General features: G+C 71.7%; 25 protein-coding genes. 15 read left to right on the forward strand and 10 right to left on the reverse strand.

Translation table 11 applies throughout. The features are described from left to right. Positions 1-10: 10 nt before the first annotated feature. Positions 11-1,003, reverse strand: coding sequence for a carbohydrate kinase family protein (locus tag AB0F52_RS40930; protein ID WP_360182928.1), 993 nt, complete (start codon positions 1,001-1,003; stop codon positions 11-13). 148 nt (positions 1,004-1,151) lie between these two features. Here AB0F52_RS40930 and AB0F52_RS40935 point away from each other — a divergent pair, with 148 nt between their 5' ends. Next, positions 1,152-1,322: a hypothetical protein gene (locus AB0F52_RS40935; RefSeq protein ID WP_020644663.1), complete on the forward strand. Its 171-nt coding sequence runs from the start codon at positions 1,152-1,154 to the stop codon at positions 1,320-1,322. A gap of 72 nt (positions 1,323-1,394) precedes the next feature. Here the strand turns inward: AB0F52_RS40935 and AB0F52_RS40940 are convergent, their stop codons facing one another. Beyond that, positions 1,395-1,772 (reverse strand): iron-sulfur cluster assembly accessory protein, encoded by a 378-nt coding sequence (locus AB0F52_RS40940; protein WP_360182930.1) that lies wholly within the window; start codon positions 1,770-1,772, stop codon positions 1,395-1,397. 147 nt (positions 1,773-1,919) lie between these two features. On the opposite strand from AB0F52_RS40940, the gene AB0F52_RS40945 reads away from it, so the two are divergent. Together AB0F52_RS40945 and AB0F52_RS40950 are read left to right on the forward strand one after the other, a co-directional pair. After that, a complete protein-coding gene (locus AB0F52_RS40945; protein WP_360182932.1) occupies positions 1,920-2,567 on the forward strand; it encodes a DUF3043 domain-containing protein in 648 nt (215 codons plus the stop codon). A gap of 209 nt (positions 2,568-2,776) precedes the next feature. After that, positions 2,777-3,766: an aldo/keto reductase family protein gene (locus tag AB0F52_RS40950; RefSeq protein ID WP_360182934.1), complete on the forward strand. Its 990-nt coding sequence runs from the start codon at positions 2,777-2,779 to the stop codon at positions 3,764-3,766. Here AB0F52_RS40950 and AB0F52_RS40955 read toward each other — a convergent pair. Genes AB0F52_RS40955 through AB0F52_RS40965 form a run of 3 tightly spaced genes read right to left on the reverse strand, consistent with a single transcriptional unit; the run spans position 3,763 to position 5,556 of the window. Next, positions 3,763-3,975 carry a hypothetical protein gene (locus tag AB0F52_RS40955; RefSeq protein WP_360182936.1) on the reverse strand — a complete coding sequence of 71 codons (213 nt, stop codon included), beginning with the start codon at positions 3,973-3,975 and terminating at the stop codon, positions 3,763-3,765. The two genes, AB0F52_RS40950 and AB0F52_RS40955, sit on opposite strands and share 4 nt — an antisense overlap. Continuing rightward, entirely contained in the window at positions 3,968-4,810 is an 843-nt protein-coding gene (locus AB0F52_RS40960) for a phosphoribosylaminoimidazolesuccinocarboxamide synthase (protein WP_360182938.1), read from the reverse strand. Before AB0F52_RS40960 ends, AB0F52_RS40955 begins: the two co-directional genes overlap by 8 nt. After that, the gene (locus AB0F52_RS40965) at positions 4,807-5,556 is read right to left on the reverse strand and encodes a GntR family transcriptional regulator (protein WP_360182940.1); all 750 of its coding nucleotides are present in this window, start codon (positions 5,554-5,556) and stop codon (positions 4,807-4,809) included. Before AB0F52_RS40965 ends, AB0F52_RS40960 begins: the two co-directional genes overlap by 4 nt. Positions 5,557-5,694: 138 nt before the next feature. Between AB0F52_RS40965 and AB0F52_RS40970 the strand changes: the two genes are divergently transcribed. Then, on the forward strand, positions 5,695-6,141 hold the full coding sequence (locus AB0F52_RS40970; RefSeq protein ID WP_360182942.1) for a hypothetical protein: 447 nt from the start codon (positions 5,695-5,697) through the stop codon (positions 6,139-6,141). On the opposite strand, the gene AB0F52_RS40975 is transcribed toward AB0F52_RS40970, so the two are convergent. Next, complete coding sequence (locus AB0F52_RS40975; RefSeq protein WP_360182944.1) at positions 6,138-6,815, reverse strand: IspD/TarI family cytidylyltransferase; 678 nt, start codon at positions 6,813-6,815, stop codon at positions 6,138-6,140. The genes AB0F52_RS40970 and AB0F52_RS40975 overlap by 4 nt on opposite strands. A 294-nt stretch (positions 6,816-7,109) precedes the next feature. Between AB0F52_RS40975 and cobT the strand changes: the two genes are divergently transcribed. Continuing rightward, a complete protein-coding gene (gene cobT / locus AB0F52_RS40980; RefSeq protein ID WP_360182946.1) occupies positions 7,110-8,186 on the forward strand; it encodes a nicotinate-nucleotide--dimethylbenzimidazole phosphoribosyltransferase in 1,077 nt (358 codons plus the stop codon). A 103-nt stretch (positions 8,187-8,289) separates the two neighbouring features. Here the strand turns inward: cobT and AB0F52_RS40985 are convergent, their stop codons facing one another. Further along, on the reverse strand, positions 8,290-9,393 hold the full coding sequence (locus tag AB0F52_RS40985; protein ID WP_360182948.1) for a branched-chain amino acid aminotransferase: 1,104 nt from the start codon (positions 9,391-9,393) through the stop codon (positions 8,290-8,292). A 97-nt stretch (positions 9,394-9,490) separates the two neighbouring features. On the opposite strand from AB0F52_RS40985, the gene AB0F52_RS40990 reads away from it, so the two are divergent. Next, positions 9,491-9,790, forward strand: a complete 300-nt coding sequence (locus tag AB0F52_RS40990; protein ID WP_310977120.1) for a hypothetical protein — start codon at positions 9,491-9,493, stop codon at positions 9,788-9,790. Here the strand turns inward: AB0F52_RS40990 and AB0F52_RS40995 are convergent. Together AB0F52_RS40995 and AB0F52_RS41000 are read right to left on the reverse strand one after the other, a co-directional pair. After that, the gene (locus tag AB0F52_RS40995; RefSeq protein ID WP_360182950.1) at positions 9,747-10,409 is read right to left on the reverse strand and encodes a DUF402 domain-containing protein; all 663 of its coding nucleotides are present in this window, start codon (positions 10,407-10,409) and stop codon (positions 9,747-9,749) included. The genes AB0F52_RS40990 and AB0F52_RS40995 overlap by 44 nt on opposite strands. Then, complete coding sequence (locus AB0F52_RS41000) at positions 10,402-11,250, reverse strand: hypothetical protein (RefSeq protein WP_360182952.1); 849 nt, start codon at positions 11,248-11,250, stop codon at positions 10,402-10,404. The genes AB0F52_RS40995 and AB0F52_RS41000 overlap by 8 nt, the downstream gene beginning before the upstream one ends. Positions 11,251-11,359: 109 nt before the next feature. Here AB0F52_RS41000 and AB0F52_RS41005 point away from each other — a divergent pair, with 109 nt between their 5' ends. The 5 genes from AB0F52_RS41005 (at position 11,360) to AB0F52_RS41025 (ending at position 17,484) form a co-directional block, all read left to right on the forward strand. Further along, on the forward strand, positions 11,360-12,859 hold the full coding sequence (locus AB0F52_RS41005) for a leucyl aminopeptidase (RefSeq protein WP_360182954.1): 1,500 nt from the start codon (positions 11,360-11,362) through the stop codon (positions 12,857-12,859). Positions 12,860-12,983: 124 nt separating this feature from the next. After that, positions 12,984-14,948, forward strand: coding sequence for a TRAP transporter fused permease subunit (locus tag AB0F52_RS41010; protein ID WP_360182956.1), 1,965 nt, complete (start codon positions 12,984-12,986; stop codon positions 14,946-14,948). Beyond that, positions 14,945-15,925, forward strand: a complete 981-nt coding sequence (locus AB0F52_RS41015) for a TAXI family TRAP transporter solute-binding subunit (RefSeq protein WP_360182959.1) — start codon at positions 14,945-14,947, stop codon at positions 15,923-15,925. The genes AB0F52_RS41010 and AB0F52_RS41015 overlap by 4 nt, the downstream gene beginning before the upstream one ends. Positions 15,926-15,935: 10 nt before the next feature. After that, on the forward strand, positions 15,936-17,021 hold the full coding sequence (locus AB0F52_RS41020; protein ID WP_360182961.1) for an SMI1/KNR4 family protein: 1,086 nt from the start codon (positions 15,936-15,938) through the stop codon (positions 17,019-17,021). Between the two features lie 10 nt (positions 17,022-17,031). After that, positions 17,032-17,484 carry a GNAT family N-acetyltransferase gene (locus tag AB0F52_RS41025; RefSeq protein ID WP_360182963.1) on the forward strand — a complete coding sequence of 151 codons (453 nt, stop codon included), beginning with the start codon at positions 17,032-17,034 and terminating at the stop codon, positions 17,482-17,484. Here the strand turns inward: AB0F52_RS41025 and AB0F52_RS41030 are convergent. Then, positions 17,481-17,825 carry an oxidoreductase gene (locus AB0F52_RS41030; protein WP_360182965.1) on the reverse strand — a complete coding sequence of 115 codons (345 nt, stop codon included), beginning with the start codon at positions 17,823-17,825 and terminating at the stop codon, positions 17,481-17,483. The genes AB0F52_RS41025 and AB0F52_RS41030 overlap by 4 nt on opposite strands. 182 nt (positions 17,826-18,007) lie before the next feature. Here AB0F52_RS41030 and lpdA point away from each other — a divergent pair, with 182 nt between their 5' ends. From lpdA to AB0F52_RS41050, 4 genes are read left to right on the forward strand one after another with little or no spacing between them, the layout of a single operon-like run. After that, on the forward strand, positions 18,008-19,381 hold the full coding sequence (lpdA, locus tag AB0F52_RS41035; protein WP_360182967.1) for a dihydrolipoyl dehydrogenase: 1,374 nt from the start codon (positions 18,008-18,010) through the stop codon (positions 19,379-19,381). Positions 19,382-19,436: 55 nt separating this feature from the next. Further along, the gene (gene sucB, locus AB0F52_RS41040) at positions 19,437-21,218 is read left to right on the forward strand and encodes a 2-oxoglutarate dehydrogenase, E2 component, dihydrolipoamide succinyltransferase (RefSeq protein ID WP_360182969.1); all 1,782 of its coding nucleotides are present in this window, start codon (positions 19,437-19,439) and stop codon (positions 21,216-21,218) included. Between the two features lie 4 nt (positions 21,219-21,222). Next, a complete protein-coding gene (locus tag AB0F52_RS41045) occupies positions 21,223-21,519 on the forward strand; it encodes a hypothetical protein (RefSeq protein ID WP_360182971.1) in 297 nt (98 codons plus the stop codon). Continuing rightward, positions 21,497-21,730 (forward strand): hypothetical protein, encoded by a 234-nt coding sequence (locus AB0F52_RS41050; protein WP_360182973.1) that lies wholly within the window; start codon positions 21,497-21,499, stop codon positions 21,728-21,730. Before AB0F52_RS41045 ends, AB0F52_RS41050 begins: the two co-directional genes overlap by 23 nt. Positions 21,731-21,737: the final 7 nt, after the last annotated feature.

Below are 21,737 nucleotides of genomic sequence, written 5' to 3' on the forward strand. Positions count from 1 at the left end.
CGTGAAAGCGTCAGGCGGCGGGCAGGACCACCGAGATCTCCTCCGCCGCGTCCGGGCCGAAGGCTTCGCCGATGCGGGCCAGCGCCTCCGCGCGGTCGAACGTCCACTCCTGCGTGCCGACCGTCTCCAGCACCAGCACCGCGATCAGCGAGCCGAGCTGGGCGGCGCGCTCGACGTTCAGGCCGCCGTCGAGTCCCGCCAGGAAGCCCGCGCGGAAGCCGTCGCCGACGCCGGTCGGGTCGGCCTTGGTGCGCTCCGGAACCGCGCCGATCTGCAGGGCGACGCCGTCCTTGCCGACGATCTCGACGCCCTTCTCCCCCAGCGTCGTGATCCGCAGGCCGACCTGGTCGAGGACGTCGGCCTCGGTCCAGCCGGTCTTCTGGAGCAGCAGCTCCCACTCGTAGTCGTTGCTGAAGAGGTACTGCGCGCCGGCGACGAACGCGCGCGCCTGCTCACCGGTCATCCGGGCCAGCTGCTGCGAGGGGTCGACGGCGAAGGCGTACCCGCGCTGCCGGCACTCCGCGGCGCGGCGGATCATGCCCTCGGGGTCGTCCGGGCTGATCAGCACCAGGCTCAGCGCGCCGGCCCGCTCGGCGATCGGCAGCAGCTCGATGTTGCGGGACTCGGCCATCGCGCCGGCGTAGAACGTCGCGATCTGGCAGAGGTCCTCGTCGGTGGTGCAGACGAACCGCGCGGTGTGCGCGACCTCGGACACGTGCACGCCCGACGTGTCCACGCCGTGCCGCTCCAGCCAGGAGCGGTAGTCGGCGAAGTCGGCGCCGACGGCACCCACGAGGACCGGCTGCACGCCGAGCACCCCCAGGCCGAAGGCGATGTTCGCGCCGATGCCGCCGCGCCGGACCACCAGGTCGTCGGCGAGGAAGCTCAGCGAGACGCGGTGCAGCTGCTCGGCGACCAGCTGCTCGGCGAACCTGCCCGGGAAATGCATGAGGTGGTCGGTCGCGATACTGCCGGACACCGCGATCCTGGCCCTGTCTGCCACCGGCTGCTCCTTCGTGTTCGACCTCACGGCAAAAGGCGCGAAGTCACCTCCGGGTCATGACCCATCCGGGTAGTTCGCGCACGCCCAGCCGACACTACCGGCTGGTACTCCTTCTCCAGTCGAGAGCGGATCAATAGCGTTACGAATCGTGAACGCCGTCACCGAACCCGAGACCCTGTCCGAGCTGATCGCCGACTGCGCGCTCATCCCGGCGACGTTGCAGGCCGAGAGCCTGCCGCTGCCCCGCGTCACGGCCAAGCCGTGGCAGGTCGACGAGGCGTGCCACGCCCAGGTGGCCGAGCTCGACGCGTACGTGTAGGTCCGCAGCAACGAAGAAGGCCCCGCCTCCCTTCCGGGAGACGGGGCCTTCTCGCGTGTTCTTGCGGACGACTCAGTGGAACGAGTCGCCGCAGGCGCAGGAGCCGGTGGCGTTCGGGTTGTCGATCGTGAAACCCGACTTCTCGATCGTGTCCACGAAGTCGATGACGGCTTCCGACACGTACGGCGCGCTCATCCGGTCGACGGCGACCCGGATGCCACCGAAGTCGCGGAACAGGTCACCGTCGAGCGTGCGCTCGTCGAAGAACAGCTGGTAGCGCAGGCCCGCGCAGCCACCGGGCTGGACGGCGATGCGCAGGTGCATGTCGTCGCGGCCTTCCTGCTCGAGCAGGGCCTTCGCCTTGGAAGCCGCGGCGTCGGTCAACGTGACGCCGTGGGTCTCCTCGGCGGTCTCGGCCTGCGTCGCGCCGGCGTGCTCAGCGGTCGTCATGGCACTCCCTCATAAAGTCGAACTCGCTGCGGATACTCCTCGTGCTGACGTGTTCAACACCGGGGACGTCCGATCTGTTCCCCCACCATCGTCGCACATGGATCGCCCTGGTTACCGGCGGCGTGACGCCTGCAATACCCTGATGACGTGAGGTTCCTGCGCCGAAGCACCACAGACACCGCCGCCGACGAGCCGGAGTCGGCCGAAGCCGTCGACGTCGCCGGCAAGGCGTACACGCCCGGTAAGGGCAAAGCTACGCCGAAGCGCCGCGAAGCGGAGGCGAAGCGGCGGGGTCCGGTGGCACCGCCGCCCACCACCATGCGTGAGGCGATGAAGCGCAACAAAGAGCTGCGCAAGGCGAACCCGCAGACCAAGGAAGACCGCCGCGCGGCGGCGAAGGCCCGCCGCGAGGCGATGATGCGCGGCGACGACAAGGCCCTGCTCCCCCGCGACCGCGGGCCGGTCAAGGCGTACGTCCGCGACCTGGTCGACAGCCGGCGCAACCTGCTCGGCCTGTTCATGCCGCTGGCCATCGTGGTGTTCCTGGCGCTGCTGGTGCCGATGCCCCAGGTCCAGTCGTACATCACGCTGCTGTGCACGGCGATGCTGCTGGTGATGGCGATCGAGGGCTTCGTGAACGGCCGGAAGATCGCGAAGCTGGTCCGGGAGAAGTTCCCGAAGGAAGCGGTGAACGGCCGGTCGATCGGCTGGTACGCGTTCGTGCGGGCGTCCCAGATCCGCCGGCTGCGGATGCCGAAGCCGCGGCTGAAGCCCGGGGACGCGATCCCGAACTGAGCGGTTTCCGAGAAGCCGGGTGGAGCGAGCCTCCACCCGGCTTCTTGCTGTCCGCGACCGGGAGCGGCGCCGGTCGAACGTCGCGAATGACTCATTCGGGACCTCGGAGGTCCCGAATGAGTCATTCGCGACCTCCCGGTGACCTCGACGAGGCTGGAGCCACTCCAGGTCGTTAGCAAAGTAAACGATTACCGCCTAAGCTCACGGCCATGGAGTTTCGTCGTCTCGGCCGCAGTGGCCTCAACGTCAGTGAGATCTCGTACGGGAACTGGCTCACCCACGGTTCCCAGGTCGAAGAGGACCAGGCCCACGCCTGCATCCAGGCCGCCCTCGACGTCGGCATCACCACCTTCGACACCGCCGATGTCTACGCCAACACCGCCGCCGAGTCCGTGCTCGGGCGCGGCCTCAAGGGCCAGCGGCGCGAAAGCCTCGAGATCTTCACCAAGGTCTTCTGGCCGACCGGCCCCAAGGGTCCCAACGACAAGGGCCTGTCCCGCAAGCACATCATGGAGTCGGCGCACGCCAGCCTGAAGCGGCTCGGCACCGACTACGTCGACCTCTACCAGGCGCACCGGTTCGACCGGCACACCCCGCTCGAAGAGACCATGACCGCCTTCGCCGACCTCGTGCGCCAGGGCAAGGTGCTCTACGTCGGCGTCTCGGAATGGACCGCCGAGCAGATCACCCGCGGTGCCGCCCTCGCCCGCGAGCTGCACGTCCCGCTCGTGTCGAACCAGCCGCAGTACAACATGCTCTGGCGCGTCATCGAAGAGCAGGTCATCCCCGCCTCCGAGCGCGAAGGCCTGAGCCAGATCGTCTGGTCGCCGATCGCCCAGGGCGTGCTCACCGGCAAGTACAAGCCGGGCCAGGCCTACCCCGAAGGTTCGCGCGCCACCGACGAGAAGGGCGGTGCCGACATGGTCGCCCGCTTCCTCGACGACGGCGTCCTCGAGCGCGTCGCCCAGCTCGAGCCGCTGGCCAAGCAAGCCGGCCTCAGCCTCGCCCAGCTGGCCGTCGCGTGGGTGCTGCAGAACCCGAACGTCGCCTCCGCGATCATCGGGGCTTCGCGGCCGGAGCAGGTGCACGAGAACGTCAAGGCCGCCGGCCAGAAGCTCGACGCCGACCTCCTCAAAGCCATCGACGACGTCCTCGGCGACGTCGTCGAGCGCGACGCGAGTCTGACGAAGAGCCCTTAATCCGGCCCGGCCGGGCCCTGGAACGGCACCCCGAGGCCGAACGCGTCCTCGGGGGCCATCCGGGGCTCCAGGCCGAACCCCCGCAGGAGGCGGCCGGCCCCGGCGAGCCGGTCGCCGCCGCGGCCGGGCACGCGGGACGGCGTGAGACCGTGCGAGACGAGCAGGGTCTCGACGTCGTCGATCAGCCGGTACGGGTCGTACTCACCCACGGACCCAGGTCTTCCCCGTGATCCGCTCATAGACCTCGGTGTAGCGCTGCCGCGTCTGCTCGACGATGTCCGCGGGGATCTCCGGCCCGGGCGGGGTCTGGTCCCAGCCCGTCGACCGCGACCAGTCGCGGACGAACTGCTTGTCGAACGCGTGCTGCGGGCGGCCCGGCTCCCACGCGTCGGCCGGCCAGAACCGCGACGAGTCCGACGTCAGGACCTCGTCGCCGAGGGTCAGCGTGCCGTCGGCGTCGAAGCCGAATTCCAGCTTCGTGTCGGCGATGATGACGCCCTGCTTCGCGGCGTGCTCGGCGCCCTTCGTGTAGATCTCCAGCGTCAGCTCGCGAAGCCGCTTCGCGGTGTCTTCACCGATCTCGTTCAGGACCTCGTCGAAGGTCATGAACTCGTCGTGGCCGGTGTCGGAGATCTTCGTCGTCGGCGTGAAGATCGGCTCCGGCAGCTTGTCGCCCTCGACCAGGCCCGGCGGCAGCGCGACGCCGGAGATCTTGCCGTCGCGCTGGTACTCGCGCAGGCCGAGCCCGGCCAGGTAGCCGCGCGCGATGCACTCGACCTGGACCATCTTCAGCGGCTTGCAGCGCATCGCGCGGCCGGCGAACTCGTCCGGCACGTCGGTGGTCGACACGACGTGGTTCGGGACGACGCCGGCCATCCGGTCGAACCACCAGGCGGAGAGCTGGTTGAGCAGCTTGCCCTTGTCCGGGATCGGCGTCGGCAACGAGACGTCGTAGACCGAGACGCGGTCGGACGCGACCAGCAGGATGTCCCCGCCGTCGAGTTCGTACAGGTCACGGACCTTGCCCGCGTGGATGTGCTTCATTCGCCGTCCTCAGTCGTGTGCTCGTAGAAAACCCAGTGGTCGGGCAAGGCGGCGGATTCACCGTACTCGACGACCGTCCCGTCGGCCGCCACGAAGGTGCTCCGGCCGAGCAGCACCGGCGACCCGGCGGGCAGCCCCAGCTCGGCCGCCTCCTCCTCGCCCGCGCGGCCCGCCGCGTGCCGTTCCTGCGTCGTCGCGATCTTCGTGCCGAGCCGGGCGGCCGCGTGGGCCGCGGTGCCCTCGACGATCCGCTCCGCCACCAGCAGCGCCGGCGCCTTGGCCGACAGCACGCCGTCGAACCACGACGTCGACGTCGACAGCGGCCGCGAGTCGGGACCGTAGGTGGTACGGCGACGGCGGATCACCGGGGCGCCCTCCTCCAGGCCGAGTGCGGCCGCGGCGCGTTCGGGCGCGGGCTCGAGACCGGCCGAGCGGATCACCGCGTAGTGGCCCGGCGGGTAGATCCGGCCCGTCCGCACCGAGGAGGTGGTGCGGTCGCGGGCCGTGCGGTGCAGGCCGCCGCGGTCGACGACCGTGCCGACCCCGCGCACGGGCCGCACGAGGCCCTGCGAGCGGAGCGTGGCCAGCACCTTGGTGGCCGTCGCCATGGCGACGGTCCAGGTGCGCGCGATCTCGCGGGCGGACGGCACCGCGTCGCCCTCCTGCAGCCGGCCGGACAGGATGTCGTCACGGATCCGGCCCGCGATCTGCAGGTACGGCGGCTCGGGGCGATCGAGGGTGGGCAAGGCGGCTCCTCACAGGGACAACACGCACAAGTGTTCTAGCACGCCGACGGGTGACACACAAAGGCCTGTTCAGAACCACCCAGGTGTACTAGTACACGCACTAGACCGTGCACTAGTACGCAAGTTACTCTCGAAAGTGTGTCCCCGCCCACAGCACACTCCGGTTCGAGCGGCCAGGGCCTCGAGGAACTCCTCGAGGAACTCCGGCGCCGCAAATGGGTGCTGCACCTGTTCGGTGGCCGCGAGGCGCCGGAGATCTACGCGGCGGTACACCGCTGGCCCACCTGCGCGGACGTCATCATCCTCCGCGACGAGCACCGGGCCAGCGCGTACCGCGTCCCGACCTTCCCGGGCACCGACGTGTTCAGCCCGCGGGTCGTCACCTGGCAGTACCACGCCACCCCGGTGTGGACGCTGCGGGCGGTGCTCACCCTGGCGGAGCCCGGCACCCCGGGCGCCCCGCTGCAGGCACTCCGGCCACAGCCGGATTGCCGGATCCCGCCCGAACTGCGCAGCGACGTCACCATCCGGCCGACCGGGACGCACGGGGAGGGAGACGACGGTGGCCCGCCCGCGTGCGCCTAGCGGGCGAGCAGCCGCTCCGCGACGACGAGGTCGTGGGGGTAGGTGATCTTGAGGTTCTCGGGAGCACCCGGGACCCAGCGGATCGGCAGGGAGGAGAACCGCTCCATGCACGACGAAGTGTCCGTCCCCACGAAACCTTCGCGTTCGGCCTTCTCGTAGGCCTCGAGCAGCGGTCCGGCCCGGAAGCCCTGAGGCGTCTGGACGCGGATCGCGCCGGGCACCTGGGCGACCAGGTGCCCGGCATCCACCTCGACGACGTCGTCCGCGGCAAGGCCCGGCACAGCCCCCCCGTCCTCGCGTGTCCGGGCCAGCACCGCACCGACCAGTTCGGGGTGGACCAGCGGCCGGGCCGCGTCGTGCAAGAGCACGGCGTCGACCCGGCCGCCTCTTATGCGCTCGGCGAGGTGGCGCAGCGCGTTGAGCTCAGAGGCCTGGCGGGTGTCGCCGCCGTACACGATCTCGACGTCTTCGCCGGCGACCTCTTCGGCGAGTTCGCGGTCCTGCGGCCGGATCACCAGCACGAGCACGCCGATCCCCGGGACGCGCTGGAAGGCATCCAGCGACCAGGCGACCACCCGCCGCCCGGCCAGGGGCAGGTAGACCTTGTTCAGCTTCGCGCCGACGCGGGTCCCCGCGCCACTGGCCAGCACCACCGCGGCCGCCGTCGTCTCCACGAGCCGCGAGACTACTGGGCGCCGGTGAGCCCGGCCGGACACGTGGCCGGGTTTCGGGCGACCTCGCGGCAGCCGCGGCCGAGCCGGCGCCGGCCCACCCCGGCGGCCGGCGCGGGCGCGGGCGCCGCCGAATCGCGGAGCCGAAGCCGCGCCCCACCGGCCGCACAACCGCCCGCTGCCCCTGCCCGGTAGGTTGGCCACAGCGTTGCCGTGCCACAGCGTTGAAACCGGGGCTCCGCCCCGGGGCCGGGGGCTCCGCCACCCGGAACCCCCCAAAGAGTCGAAGGGCCTGGTGTGGAGCCGGAAAACATCGAGTTCGCCGAGATCACCCCGCCCGATGAGCACGCTCGGTCCGCCGCCATCGCGCTGCACGACAAGCTGGTCAAACCCGCCGGGTCGCTGGGCAGGCTGGAAGAGCTGGGTGTCTGGATCGCCGCCTGCCAGGGGCAGTCGCCGCCGCGGCCGTTCACGCGGCCGCGTGTCGTCGTCTTCGCCGGGGACCACGGCATTGCCGCGAAGGGCGTCTCCGCCTATCCCGCCGAGGTCACCGCGCAGCTGCTGGGCACCATGCTCACCGGCGGCGCCGCGATCAACGTGCTGGCCGCCGCCGCGGGCGCGAGCGTGCGCGTCGTCGATCTGGCCGTCGACACCGAAGCCCCCGCGACACGCTCGATCGGCGAGTTCAAGGTCCGCCGCGGCTCGGGCTCCATCGACGTCGAAGACGCGCTGACGGCCGACGAAGCGGAAAAGGCGATCCGGGCCGGAATCGCGATCGCCGACGCCGAAGTCGACGGCGGGGCCGACCTGCTCATCCCCGGCGACCTCGGGATCGGCAACAGCACGCCGGCGTCGGTGCTGGTGGCGGCCCTGACCGGCACCGAGCCGGTCGCCGTCGTCGGCCGCGGCTCCGGCATCGACGACGACGCGTGGATGCGCAAGGCCACCGCCGTGCGCGACGCCCTCCGCCGGGCCCGTGCGGTGCTGGCCGACCCGGTCGGCCTGCTGCGCACCACGGCCGGCGCGGACATCGCCGCGATGGCCGGGTTCCTCGCCCAGGCCGCGGTCCGCCGGACGCCGGTGGTGCTCGACGGCCTGGTGGCCTGCGCCGCCGCGCTCGTCGCCGAAGACCTCGCCCCGGGCGCGCGGCGCTGGTGGGTCGCGGGCCAGCGGACGGCCGAACCGGCGCACGCCCTCGCGCTGGAGCACCTCGACCTGGGCCCGCTGCTGGAACTGGACGTCCGGCTCGGCGAAGGCACCGGCGCCGTGACCGCGTTGCCGCTGCTGATGATGGCCGCCCGCGTCCTCGCCGAGACGGCCACCCACGAGCAGGCCGGCGTCTCCGGTCCGCTGATCGCCGCGCCCGCTTCCTGACGTACGAAAGCGGCTGCCCCGGGTGCAGTGAATGACTCATTCCTGGCGTCCGACGCCAGGAATGAGTCATTCACGACGTTCGGGCACGCCGCTTCGGAACCGCTCAGCCGAGGGGGACCATCCAGTGGCCCGGGTCGGGGCGGGTGCCCTCCTGGATCCCCGTCAGCTCTTCGCGCAGCTTCATCGTCAGCACGCCCGGCTGCCCGTCGGCGATCGTGAACTCGCCGTCCGCGTGCTTCACGTGGCCGACCGGGGTGATCACCGCCGCGGTGCCGCAGGCGAACGTCTCGGTCAGCTCGCCGGACGCGGCCGCCTTCTCCCACTCCTCGGTGGAGATGCGGCGCTCCTCGATCTTGTACCCGAGCCGCGAAGCCAGCTGCAGCAGCGACTTGCGGGTGACGCCGGGCAGCAGCGAGCCCGTCAGCTCCGGGGTCACCACCCGGGCGTTCTCCCCGGAGCCGAAGACGAAGAACAGGTTCATCCCGCCCATCTCCTCGACCCAGCGCCGCTCGACCGCGTCGAGCCACACCACCTGGTCGCAGCCCTTTTCGACGGCCTGCGCCTGCGCCACGAACGACGCCGCGTAGTTGCCGGCGCACTTGGCCGCGCCGGTGCCGCCGGGGGCCGCCCGGACGTACTCGGTGGACAGCCAGACGCTGACCGGCTTCACGCCGCCCGCGAAGTACGACCCGGCCGGCGAAGCGATGACCGTGTACACGTAGTCGGCGGCCGGGCTGTTGACGCCGAGCCCGGTGGACGTCGAGATCATGAACGGCCGCAGGTACAGCGAATCACCCGGCCGGGTGGGCACCCACCGGCCGTCGACGGCGATGAGCTCCCGCAGCGACTCGAGGAAGACCTCCTCGGGCAGCTGGGGCATGGCGAGCCGCTCGGCCGACTGGCGGAACCGCTCGGCGTTGGCGTCCGGGCGGAACGACGCGATCGAGCCGTCCGGCTGGCGGTAGGCCTTGAGACCCTCGAAGATGGCCTGGCCGTAGTGCAGCACCGACGTCGCGGGGTCGAGGGTGAACGGCGCGTAGGGGCCGACCTGGGCGTCGTGCCAGCCTTCGGCCTTGGACCACTTGACCGTGACCATGTGGTCGGTGAAGTACACCCCGAACCCGGGGGCGGCGAGTACCTCCGCGACACGGTCCGCGCTCGCAGGACTCGGGTGCGGGGCATGGGCGAACTGTGTCGTGGTCGTCATGGCTAGACGATACCGCTTGCTCGGACGCGCGTTAGTCGGATGTCCATCTGTTCCGGAGTTCCCCGCGCCCGCTGGGCAAGCGCTCTAGGATGCGCTGGTGACCTACCACTCCACTGAGCCGGTCCCCCGGCCCAAGACCACCGGCGCCGACATCAAGACCTTCGTCGCCGCGGTGCTGCTGACCTTCGGCGTCGGCCTGCTCGGCATGGTCGGCTGGGCCGTGCTGGACAGCGGCTTCGGCGGCTTCCTCGGCCTCGTCGCGGGGGTCTTCGGCGTCGTGTGGTGGCGGAAGATCCACGGCAAGGCGTTCCCGAAGGTGCTCCCGACCAAGTCGGTCGTCATCCTCGCGGTCGTCAACGCCGTGCTGGCGCTGATCCTTCTCCTGACCGCGGGCTGAGCGAGGGCGGCAGCTCCGGCGCCGGCCAGCCCTCGTCCGGGCGGAAGTCGGTGTCGGTCCCGTCGAACGGGTAGGCGCCGCGTTCGGCCAGCGCGCCGATCCGCTCGCCCTCCGCGCGCAGCCGGTCGAACTGCTCGAGCGTCAGGCGGCCGACCTCGATGGCGGCCTCGGCCTCGTCCTCGTCGTCCCAGCGCCAGCTGCCGTCGTGCTCGACGACCACGTCGAGCACGCCGTCGATCCGGTCGACCGCGCCCGGCGTGCGGCCCAGCGGGATCTCCAGGTTGACGTACCAGTTCTTGAACCGGCCTTCGAGGTCGAAGAACCACCAGACCGAAGACCACTCGTCTTCGGGGATCCGGCGCAGCGTCGACGCGCCGTGCCAGCAGTCCGGTACCGCCACCCGCGGGATCCGGAACCGCTGGTCCAGCGGGGCGTCCCGCATCAGGCGGCCGTCGGCGAGCCTGCTGCCGATGATCGGCGTGCCCGCCGGCAGCCAGGCGCGCAGGACGCGGCCGTCGTCTTCGAGGACGCGCAGCGGGTGTACCTGGCCGATCGAGCCGTCGGGGCGGTGGAACCGTTCGACCACGGTCTCCCCCGGCCGCCAGCGTCGATCACTCACGGGTCTCACTGTACCTGCGCGCGCGTACGCCCAGTAGCAGCTCGAACACGGCCGCCAGCCCCGCGACGACCAGTACGGGCAGCACCGGCAGCAGGTACGCGGCCACCGCGGCGACGGCGAGCCCGGCGATCCCCGGCACCCCGGCGCGGGCCCGGACCTCGGTCCCGGCGGCGAGCGCGGGCACGACGGTCGCGATCACGGCGACGACGGTGAGCAGCGGCTGCAGCGCGTCCGCGTCGGCGGCGGACAACAGGTCACGAAGTGAAGTGAGCGACAGCCCGAGCCGCACCGCGCCGAGCTGGTAGAGCGCGGCGAAGGCGGCCAGGACGGCGAACGCGCCGAGCAGCAGCACGCGCAGGCCAGCGTTCTCGCGCCCGCTGGGACGCAGGAAGGGGAACGCCACCACGGCGGCGACGAGCACGCCCGCGAAGTCGGGCGGCCGCAGGCCGCCCCCGGCGGTTCCCACCGGTGCCACCGCGACGCACACCGCGACCAGCGCCGGTCCCGCCACGAGCAGCAGTCCACCCGCGACCCGTACGACGATCGTCGGGATCTTCAGCCCGGCGAACCCCGCGCCGGTCACCACGACGACGAACGCCGCGGCCGCCGCCGCCCGGTGCTCCGGGAAGACGTAGGCGCCGAACGCGATCGCGTAGACCGTCACCTCGGCCAGCCGCGCGACGGCGACTGCGACCCGGTCCACCAGGGCATCCCCCGGTTCCGGGACCCGCGCCGTCACGCCGGCGGCCACCGCCGCGAGCACCAGCCCGGCGAGCAGCCACCAGCCCGCGCCCGCCGCCCCGGCCGCCAGCGCCACCAGCAGTCCACCGCCCAGCCGCACGCGGCCCTCCCGTACCTGTGTTCACCCGTGGTTCCGTCGTCATTAGCATGGCTCACGATCCCGACCGGGCCGGTGCCCGGTACCACCGAGAACGCGCGAGGAGCCAGAAGTGACCGTGCCTAAGCTCGCCCTGTCCGACAACACCGGGGAGGCACTGGCCAAGACGCGCGCCGACGTGGTCGTCATCGGCACCCTGGCCGGCGAGGACGGTCCCGTGCTCGCCCCCGGCGCCGCCGCCGTGGACGCCGCCTTCGACGGCCGGCTCGCCGGCCTGCTGGCCACGCTCGGCGCGAGCGGCAAGGCCGAAGAGGTCGTCAAGGTCCCGACGCTGGGCAAGCTCCCCGCCGGTGTCGTGCTCGCCGTCGGCCTGGGCAAGGCGGCCGACGCCGTCACCCCCGAGCAGGTCCGCCGTGCCGCGGGTGCCGCCGGCCGCGCGCTGGCCGGCACCGACCGCGCGCTGGTCACGCTGTCCGAGCTCGACCTGCAGGCCGCCGTCGAGGGCACGATCCTCGGCTCGTACGTCTTCACCGCCTACCGCTCGGAGAAGGGCGACGCCCCGCTGGCGAAGGCGGACTTCACCAGCCCGGCCGACGGCACCGCCCGCGAGCACAAGGCGACCCTGAAGGCGGCCGGCGCCATCGCCGAAGCCGTCATCATCGCCCGCGACCTGATCAACACCCCGCCGAACGACCTCTACCCGGCTTCCTTCGCCGACCGCGCGAAGAAGCTGGCCGAGGACAACGGCCTCGAGTTCGAGGTGCTCGACGAGAAGGCCCTGAAGCGCAAGGGCTTCGGCGGCATCCTCGGCGTCGGCGGCGGCTCGTCGCGCCCGCCGCGGCTGCTGCGCCTGGCCTACCAGCCGGCCAAGGCCGCCAAGAAGGTCGCGCTGGTCGGCAAGGGCATCACGTTCGACTCCGGCGGCATCTCGCTCAAGCCCGCCGCGAACATGGACCACATGACCTCGGACATGTCCGGCGCGGCCGGCGTGCTCGCGTCGGTGGTGCTGGCGGCGAAGCTGAAGTACCCGCTGGAAGTCGTCGCGCACATCCCGCTGGCGGAGAACCTGCCGTCGGGGACGTCGTACCGCCCGGGTGACGTGCTGACCATGTACGGCGGCAAGACCGTCGAGGTGCTCAACACCGACGCCGAGGGCCGGCTCGTGCTCGTGGACGCCATGGTGCGCGCGGCCGAGGAGAACCCGGACTACCTGATCGAGACCTCGACGCTGACCGGCGCCCAGGTCGTCGCGCTCGGCAACCGCACCGCCGGCGTGATGGGCTCGGAGGACTTCCGCGACCGCGTCGCCGGCGTCATGCAGGCCACCGGCGAAAACGGCTGGGCCATGCCGCTGCCGGAGGAACTGCGCGCCGACCTCGACTCGCGGCTGGCCGACCTGGCCAACGTGACCGGCCACCGCTGGGGCGGCATGCTCGCCGCCGGGATCTTCCTGCGCGAGTTCGTGGCCGACGGCCTCGACTGGGTCCACATCGACATCGCGGGCCCGTCGTTCAACACCGGCTCCCCGTGGGGCTACACCGGCAAGGGCGGCACCGGCGTCCCGGTGCGGTCGATCGCCGCGGTGCTGGCGGACATCGCCGCCAACGGCTGATGCCGCGCTGCCGTGAATGACTCATTCATGTCGTCCGACGACATGAATGAGTCATTCACGGCGTTTGGGGCCGGTGATCGAATGGCCGCTTTCGGTGTGATCCGCGACACCGTACCGTGGCACGGTGACGACCGAGCCGGTGGAACGCGACTCCCCCGCCGAAATCGCCGCCGAGCACGACGAGGAGCGCCCGGCGCGGAAGCTGCCCCGGGTTCCGGACCGCGTCGTCTACTTCGTCGCTCTCGCCGTCGCGGTCCTGGTGCTCAAGCAGGTGTTCTTCCCGTTCGCCAAGGGCAACCAGTTCTACCTCGTCCTCTTCCTCGGTGTGACCCTGCCGCTGGTGTTCCTCTGCTACCGCCCGCGGCTGCGCGGTCGTGACAACCCGGGCCGGACGGACTGGGCCCTCGCCGTCGTGGCCCTCGCCGTCGGCCTGTACCCCGTCCTCGTCGGCTACGACGACTTCCTGAACCGCCAGGGCATCCTGTCGCCGCTGGACATCGTGGCCGGCGCGCTGCTGCTGGTGCTGATCCTCGAAGCCACCCGCCGCACCACCGGGCTGGTGCTGCCGATCGTCTGCCTGCTGTTCCTCGCCTACGCCTACTACGGCGGCTTCCTCCCGCAGAACTGGGGCATCGCCCACGCCGGCGTCGACTTCAGCCAGATCGTCAACGCGCTCTTCAACGACGCCAGCGGGTTCTACGGCACTCCCCTGGACGTCGCGGCGAGCTACATCGTGCTGTTCACCCTCTACGGCGCGGTGCTCAACGCCTCCGGCGCCGGGAAGTTCTTCGTGGACATCTCCTTCGCCGCGTTCCGCCGGTCGCGGACGGCGCCGGGCCGGACCACCGTGCTGTCGGGCTTCCTGCTCGGCACGGTGTCGGGCTCGGGCACGGCGACGGCGGTCAGCCTCGGCTCGATCACCTGGCCGATCCTGCGGAAAGCCCGGTACCCCAAGGAAAACGCGGGTGGCCTGCTGGCCGCGTCCGGCATCGGGGCCATCCTCTCGCCGCCGACGCTGGGCGCCGCGGCGTTCATCATCGCCGAGTACCTGCAGACGTCGTACCTGAAGGTGCTGATCTGGGCGACCGTCCCGACGCTGCTCTACTACCTCGGCATCGTGTTCGCGATGGAGGCCGACGCGCGGCGCTTCAAGGCCGAAGCCGTCGACGTGCCGCACGAAGATCCGTGGAAACTGTTGCGGCGCGGGGGTTATCACTTCCTGTCGCTGGCGATCATCGTCGTGTTCCTCGCCCTGGACATCCCGCCGTTCGCCGCGGTGGTCTACGCCACCGGCGTCGCCGCGCTGTTCGCGTTGCTCGCCCGGCGCCACGACGTGCGCGGGTGGGCCAAAGACATGGTCGACGCGCTGTCGGCCGGCGTCCGGGGCGCGCTGCCGGTGATCGCGGTGTGCGCGGCGGCCGGGGTGATCACCTCGACCATCACCAAGACCGGGCTGGGTCTCGAACTCGCCGACGCGCTGGTGGAACTGGCCGGCGCGCTCACCGACAACGGCACGCTGGTCCTCATCCTGACCGTGCTGCTCTCGGCGATCGCCGTCGGCGTGCTGGGACTCGCCGTGCCGGTCACCGCCAGCTTCATCATCGCCTGGGTGGTGATCGGTCCCGCGCTGGAGACGCTCGGCGTCGCCGACGCCGAGCGCGCGATGTTCATCTTCTACTACGCCGTTTTGTCGGAGGTCACGCCGCCGACCGCGCTGGCGGCGGTGGCGTCGGCCGCGATCACCGGCGGCTCGGTGCTCGGCACCATGTGGCAGTGCTGGAAGTACACGCTCCCGGCGTTCCTGGTGCCGATCGCCTTCGTGCTGACCGACAACGGCGCCGCGCTGCTGCTGGAGTCCGACGTGCTCACCGTGCTGTGGGTGACGGCGGTGTCCGCGCTCGCCGTCGCCGCGCTGGCGGTGGTCACCGGGGGCTGGCTGTTCGGGCCGGTCAGCCTCCCGGTGCGGCTGCTGTTCGTGCCCGCCGCCTCGTGCCTGCTCTACCTGGAGCCGGTGCCGATCGCGATCGGTGCCGCGTGCGGCGCCGCCGCCTTGCTCGCCCACGCCGTGATCAAGAGGAGGACAGCATGAAACGCGCCGTCGCCGCCGCCGCGGTACTCGCTCTGGCCGTCACCGGCTGCGGCGGGAAACAGCAGACCACCGACCAGGCCGCCCCCGGCGGTGCGACACAGTCCTGCGAAGCCGGTGAAGGCCGCATCACCATCGCCACCGGCAACAGCGGCGGCGTGTACTACGTGCTGGGCGGCGGGCTGGCCCAGCTGATCAGCAACAGCACGAAACTGCGCGCGACGGCCGCGGAGACCGGGGCGTCGGTGCAGAACATCCAGCAGCTGGTCGCCGGCAACTACGACGTCGCGTTCTCGCTGGCCGACACCGCCGCGGACGCGGTCGGCGGCAAGGGCTCCTTCGACGGCAAGCCGCAGAAGATCCAGGCGCTGTCCCGGATCTACCCGAACTCGACGCAGGTGCTGGTGCGCGCGGACGCGGGGATCAACAGCGTCGCGGACATGAAGGGCAAGCGGATCTCGACCGGCTCGCCGAAGTCCGGCACCGAGGTGATCGCGAACCGCCTCCTGCAGGCGGCCGGGCTCAAGCCCGACACCGACGTCCAGGCGCAGCGGCTGGACCTGGCCAAGACCGCCGACGGCATGAAGGCGGGCACCCTCGACGGGCTCGTCTGGTCCGGCGGCCTGCCGACCGCGCAGATCACCGACATCACCACGGCCATGAAGGACAAGGTGAAGTTCCTCGACATCACCCCGCTGCTGCCCGCGCTGAAGAAGGTCAACCCGGTCTACGACCAGGCCGTGATCCCGAAGGCGGCCTACGCGCAGCCCGCCGACGTGCCGACGGTGGTGGTGCCCAACCTCCTGCTGGTGCGCGAAGACTTCCCGGCGGGCAACGCGTGCGCGATCACGAAGCTGATCTTCGACAAGCAGGCGGAGCTGGCCAAGGTCCACCCGGCGGCGAAGGAGATCTCGCGGCAGCTGGCGACCCAGACCGACCCCGTGCCGCTGCACCCGGGGGCCAAGCAAGCGCTGGGCTAGGGTCGGTGGAGTGCAGGACTACCTCGAAGCGGCGGTCCGCGACGTTCTGACGGCGCCCGAACCGCGCGTCGACGACCAGGTGGGTTACGCGGCCTTGCTGCTCGCGGTCTCCGGCGCCCTCGACGAAGCCGACCGGCTGGTCACCCAGTGGCTGGCCCGGACCGAACGGCCGGTGGCCGCGCTGGCCACCGACCCGGTGCGGGCCCGCGCGTGGGCGATGCTCTTCGAAGCCCGCGGAGCGCGGCCGGACTGGGCGGTGGGCTTGCCGCCCCTCGACCTCGACGCCGAAGAACGAGCGCACACGGCTTCCCTGCGAAGGACGGTTTCCGAGCTGGAAGGTGTCCTCCCGCCGGGTCCGGTCGCCGAGGTGATCAAGCACGTCGCTCCCGCGCGCCCGGATCGCGTTCGCACCGCCCTCGCCGACGGTGACCTCCAGCTTTGGGCCTCACTGGCCGGGCAGCGGCCGGACGTGGCCACCCTCGCGGCGACCCGCGCGCTGGCCCCGGCGCTGGTCGGGGGCGCGGACCCGCTCGGCCTGCGCGAGTGGGCCCCGGCCTGCGCGGGTGCGCTGGTCGCGGCCCTGCACGAGCGGTACCCGCCGGAGCTGGGCAGCTGGCCGGAGCTGGTCGCGGAGATCATGCGCCTGCGCGGCACGGCGGCGCCCGGCGAAACCCCGGCGCCACCAGCCCGGCCCGGACCGCGCCTCGGCACCGCGGAACTCCCGCTCCCACCAGGCGAAACCCGGGCGGACCCGCGGCCCGGGCCGCTCCTGCACCGCCGGGTCAGCCTCCCGCCCCCGGCGTCGGAGGCGGCGATCCGCTCGGCCGAGCTGCGGCTGGGCGTCGAGTTGCCCGCGGATGTCCGCGAGTTCCTGCGCACCTGCGACGGCCTGCCCGCGGACGTGGTCTTCCCGCGCCTGCTCGGCACGGCGGACCTGCGTGCCGAGAACGGTGTCGTGGTCCTTTCGGACCCGGCGGTGCTGCTGCTCTCCTCAGGACACGTGGTCGAGGTCGACCCGGTCCTCGGCACCACCGTGCACCCCTCGTTCCGCGCCGCGCTGGTCCGGCACGCCGCGCTGCTCGCCCAGGCCACGTAGGTTGGACCGGGTGACCACTCTCACCGCGGAGCAGATCACCCGCGAGAACGTCGCCGCCGCGTGCCAGCTGGCCGTCCAACCGCACCAGAAGGACTTCGTCGCGCCGGTCGCCGTCTCGCTCGCCGAGGCCTACACCCAGCCGGACGTGGCCTGGCCCCGGCTGATCCTGCGGGACGGGGAACCGGTCGCCTTCGTCATGGGCGCGTTCGACCCGGACGCCGAGTTCGACTTCTTCCGCTGCGGGGTCTGGCGCCTGAACGTCGGCGCGGGCGTCCAGGGCCGCGGCTACGGCCGGTTCGCCGTCGAAACCGTCCTGGACGAGGCCCGGCGGCGGGGCAACACCGCCGCGACGGTGCTCTGGCTGCCGGCCGAGGGCGGCCCGGAGGACTTCTACCTCAAGCTGGGCTTCCGCCCCACCGGGCAGACCCACCACGGCGAGGTCGTCGGCCGGATCGACCTCTAGACCTGGCCGCGCTTCTTCCGCTCGGTGTACTCGCGCATCCGCTTCGGGTACCCCACGCGCGCGACCTCGTACACCGGGATCGAGCGGCGGTGGCCGAACTGCTGCGCGGCCTCCAGGCTGCCGATGCGGCGGCGGGTCCATTCGCCGTCGTGGGCGATCAACACCACAGTGGTCTCCGTGACGTTGGTCTTGGGCTCCACGAAGGCCTCGACACCCCGCCGGGTGGCCACCCACTCCTCCAGGTGGCGGGTGTCCTCCGAACTGGCTTTCCGCAGCGTGCCGGCCCGCTGTCCACCCTTGGCCCGCCTGCGCAGCGAGTCGAAGAGACCCACCTCGACCACCCTCCCTCACGAGACTTCCGCCACTCATTATCCCGGACTCCGCGTGTGGTCGGCGTCGCACACCCGGCTAGCTCGCAGCCCCGTCCGGCGTAGTGACAAGATGGCGGGTGTCGCGCGCGCGGTTATACCGGGAACGGGCGACGACAGAGCATCACCCCACTGCTTGCCGAGGAGTTAATGAAGTGACCGACACCTCCGCCGACCTCGTGATCCTGGGAGGCGGATCGGGCGGCTACGCCGCGGCGTTCCGCGCGGCCGAGCTGGGCCTTTCCGTCACGCTGATCGAGAAGGACAAGCTGGGCGGGACGTGCCTCCACCGGGGCTGCATCCCGACCAAGGCCCTGCTCCACGCCGCCGAGGTCGCCGACGAGACCCGTGAAGCCGAAGCGGTCGGCGTCAAGGCCGTCTTCGAGGGCATCGACATCGCCGGGGTCAACAAGTACAAGGACGGGATCGTCGCCCGCCTGTACAAGGGCCTGCAGGGCCTGGCCAAGGCGCACAAGGTGAACCTCGTCGAGGGCAGCGGCACGTTCGTCGGCGGCACGACCGTCGAGGTGGACGGCACCCGCTACACCGGCAAGAACGTCATCCTCGCCACCGGCTCGTACTCGCGCACGCTGCCCGGCCTGGAGCTCGGCGGCCGCGTCATCGCCAGCGAGCAGGCCCTGGCCCTCGACTACGTCCCCAAGAAGGTCGTGGTCCTCGGCGGCGGCGTCATCGGCGTCGAGTTCGCCAGCGTGTGGGCCTCCTTCGGCGTCGACGTCACCATCGTCGAGGCCCTGCCGCGGCTGGTCCCGAACGAGGACGAGTTCGCGTCCAAGCAGCTCGAGCGCGCCTTCCGCCGCCGCAAGATCGCCTTCAAGACCGGGGTGAAGTTCACCGGCGCGAAGCAGGACGACAACGGCGTGAGCGTTTCGCTGGAGTCCGGCGAGACCATCGAGGCCGACCTGCTGCTGGTCGCCGTCGGCCGCGGGCCGAACTCGGCGGGCCACGGCTACGAGGAGGCCGGCGTCGAGATCGAGCGCGGCTTCGTCCTCACCGACGAGCGGCTGCGCACGAACCTGCCGAACGTCTACGCCGTCGGCGACATCGTCCCCGGCCTGCAGCTCGCGCACCGCGGCTTCCAGCAGGGCATCTTCGTCGCCGAGGAGATCGCCGGGGAGAACCCGCGCGTGATCGACGAGAGCGGCATCCCGCGGGTCACCTACTCGCACCCGGAGGTCGCGTCGGTCGGGCTGACCGAGTCGCAGGCGAAGGACAAGTACGGCTCGGACGTCACGACGTTCACCTACGACCTGGGCGGCAACGGCAAGAGCCAGATCCTCAAGACCTCCGGCGGGGTCAAGCTGGTCAAGGCCCCGGACGGCCCGGTCGTCGGCGTGCACATGGTCGGCGACCGCGTCGGCGAGCTGATCGGCGAAGCGCAGCTGATCTACAGCTGGGAGGCTTTCCCCGAGGACGTCGCGCCGCTCATCCACGCCCACCCGACCCAGACCGAGGCCCTCGGTGAAGCGTTCCTCGCCCTCGCGGGGAAGCCGCTGCACGTGCACAGCTGACGTCCCACCAGCAGAATCCAGACCACGCAGAACTTGGAAGAGGAGTCAGCGAACGATGGCCTACTCCGTCACATTGCCGGAGCTCGGGGAGAGCGTCACCGAAGGCACCGTCACCCGGTGGCTTAAGCAGGAGGGCGACACCGTCGAGGTCGACGAGCCGTTGCTCGAGATCTCGACCGACAAGGTCGACACCGAGGTGCCCTCCCCGGTGGCGGGCACGGTCGTGAAGATCAGCGCCCAGGAAGACGAGACCGTCGAGGTCGGCGGCGAACTCGCCGTCATCGACGACGGCACCGGCGGTGTGCCGGAGTCCTCCGAGTCCGCCGCCCCGGCGCAGGAAGAGCAGCAGTCCGAGCCCGAGCCGGAGCCGGAACCCGAGCCGCAGGCTCAGGACAGCGCGCCGAGCAAGCCGGACACCGCACCGGCGGCCGGCGGTGAAGGCACCGAGGTGAAGCTGCCCGAGCTGGGCGAAAGCGTCACCGAGGGCACCGTCACGCGCTGGCTGAAGGCGGTCGGCGACTCGGTCGAGGTCGACGAGCCGCTGCTCGAGATCTCCACCGACAAGGTCGACACCGAGGTGCCGTCGCCGGTGGCCGGCACGGTGCTGGAGATCCGCGCGGGCGAGGACGAGACCGTCGAGGTCGGCGGCGTCCTGGCGGTGATCGGCGACGCGAACGCGGCGCCGAAGGCCGAGTCGAAGCCGGAACCCAAGCCCGAGCCGAAGCCCGAACCCAAGCCGGAGCCGAAGCCCGAGCCGGTTCAGGAGGCCAAGCCCGAGCCCAAGCCGGAACCGAAGCCCGAGCCGCAGGCCGCCCCCGCGGCGAAGGCCACCGAGTCGGCACCGGCCGCCGCGGCGAAGGACGGCTCGGCGGACGGCCCGTACGTCACGCCGCTGGTCCGCAAGCTCGCGTCGGAGCACGGCATCGACCTCGCGTCGCTGACCGGCAGCGGCGTCGGCGGCCGGATCCGCAAGCAGGACGTCCTGGCCGCGGCCGAAGAGAAGCAGAAGGCCGCCGCCGCGCCGGCGCCGGCCGCCGCCCCGGCCGCTGCTGCTGCTGCCCCGTCGGCGCCTGCCGCGCGTCCCGCGGCCGCGGTGTCGCCGGAGCTCGCCGCCCTGCGTGGCACCGTGCAGAAGGCCAGCCGGATCCGCCAGATCACGGCCACCAAGACCCGCGAGTCGCTGCAGATCGCCGCGCAGCTCACGCAGGTCCAGGAGGTCGACGTCACCAAGATCGCCAAGCTGCGGCAGCGGGCGAAGGCGGGCTTCAAGGAGCGTGAGGGCGTCAACCTGACGTTCCTGCCGTTCTTCGCGAAGGCCACCGTCGAGGCGCTCAAGCAGCACCCGAACGTCAACGCGTCCTACAACGAGGACACGAAGGAGATCACCTACCACGGCGCCGTGCACCTGGGCATCGCGGTGGACACCGAGCGCGGGCTGCTCTCGGTCGTGATCCACGACGCGGGCGAGCTGAGCCTGGCCGGTCTCGCGCACCGGATCGCCGACCTGGCGGGCCGGGCGCGGGCGGGTCAGATCAAGCCGGACGAGCTGTCGGGCGGCACCTTCTCGATCACGAACATCGGCAGCGTCGGCGCGCTGTTCGACACGCCGATCATCGTGCAGCCGCAGTCGGGCATCCTCGGCACCGGCGCGGTCGTCAAGCGCCCGGTCGTGGTCGCGGACGCCGACGGCAACGACACGATCGCCGTCCGGTCGATGGCGTACCTGCCGCTGACCTACGACCACCGCCTGGTGGACGGGGCCGACGCGGGCCGCTTCCTGACGACGATCAAGCAGCGCCTGGAAGAGGGCAACTTCGAGAGCGAACTCGGCCTCTGACCGCATGACCGTGAAGGGCTCCGCACCGGCTGGTGCGGAGCCCTTCGCGGCGTTCCGGACCTGGCTCGCCGGCCACCGCGGCCCGGTCCGGGTCGTCGACTGGGACGCGTTCCACCCCTTCGACGGCGACGGCCCGCCCGGCGCCGGTGCGCACCACCGGGACCCGCTGGAAGGGCCGTTCGGCGATCTGTGGAACTTCGGCGGTCTCAGTCCGCCGGTGGACGAGCCGCGCCGTGCGGTGGTGTGCCCGACGCGGAAGTGGCAGCCGCTTGCCCCCTGTGGAGAACCGTCGAGACGCTGACCGCCTGCGTCCCGTCCTCCCCCGGCTCACCGCGCCTTGGACCGGCGGGAGCCTGCCCCGCACCCGCGGCTTCGGCCTGTCCGCGGACGGCGGCACCGTCGTGGTGTTGTTCACCGGCACGGACTTCCCCGAGGTGCCGCTCCCCGGGCTGGGCCTGGCGATCCTGTCCGGCCTCGACGCTTTCGCGCGGGACCTGGGCGTGCGGCGGTGACTCCGAT

Origin of the sequence: Amycolatopsis sp. NPDC024027, assembly GCF_040638975.1 — a bacterium.
Taxonomy (GTDB): Bacteria; Actinomycetota; Actinomycetes; order Mycobacteriales; family Pseudonocardiaceae; genus Amycolatopsis.

Coding starts and splice junctions, on each gene's coding strand:
- AB0F52_RS40940 (WP_360182930.1), bottom strand. CDS start 1,772: ATGACGACCGCTGAGCACGCCGGCGCGACGCAGGCCGAGACCGCCGAG.
- AB0F52_RS40950 (WP_360182934.1), top strand. CDS start 2,777: ATGGAGTTTCGTCGTCTCGGCCGCAGTGGCCTCAACGTCAGTGAGATC.
- AB0F52_RS40960 (WP_360182938.1), bottom strand. CDS start 4,810: ATGAAGCACATCCACGCGGGCAAGGTCCGTGACCTGTACGAACTCGAC.
- AB0F52_RS40985 (WP_360182948.1), bottom strand. CDS start 9,393: ATGACGACCACGACACAGTTCGCCCATGCCCCGCACCCGAGTCCTGCG.
- AB0F52_RS41015 (WP_360182959.1), top strand. CDS start 14,945: ATGAAACGCGCCGTCGCCGCCGCCGCGGTACTCGCTCTGGCCGTCACC.
- sucB (WP_360182969.1), top strand. CDS start 19,437: ATGGCCTACTCCGTCACATTGCCGGAGCTCGGGGAGAGCGTCACCGAA.
- AB0F52_RS41045 (WP_360182971.1), top strand. CDS start 21,223: ATGACCGTGAAGGGCTCCGCACCGGCTGGTGCGGAGCCCTTCGCGGCG.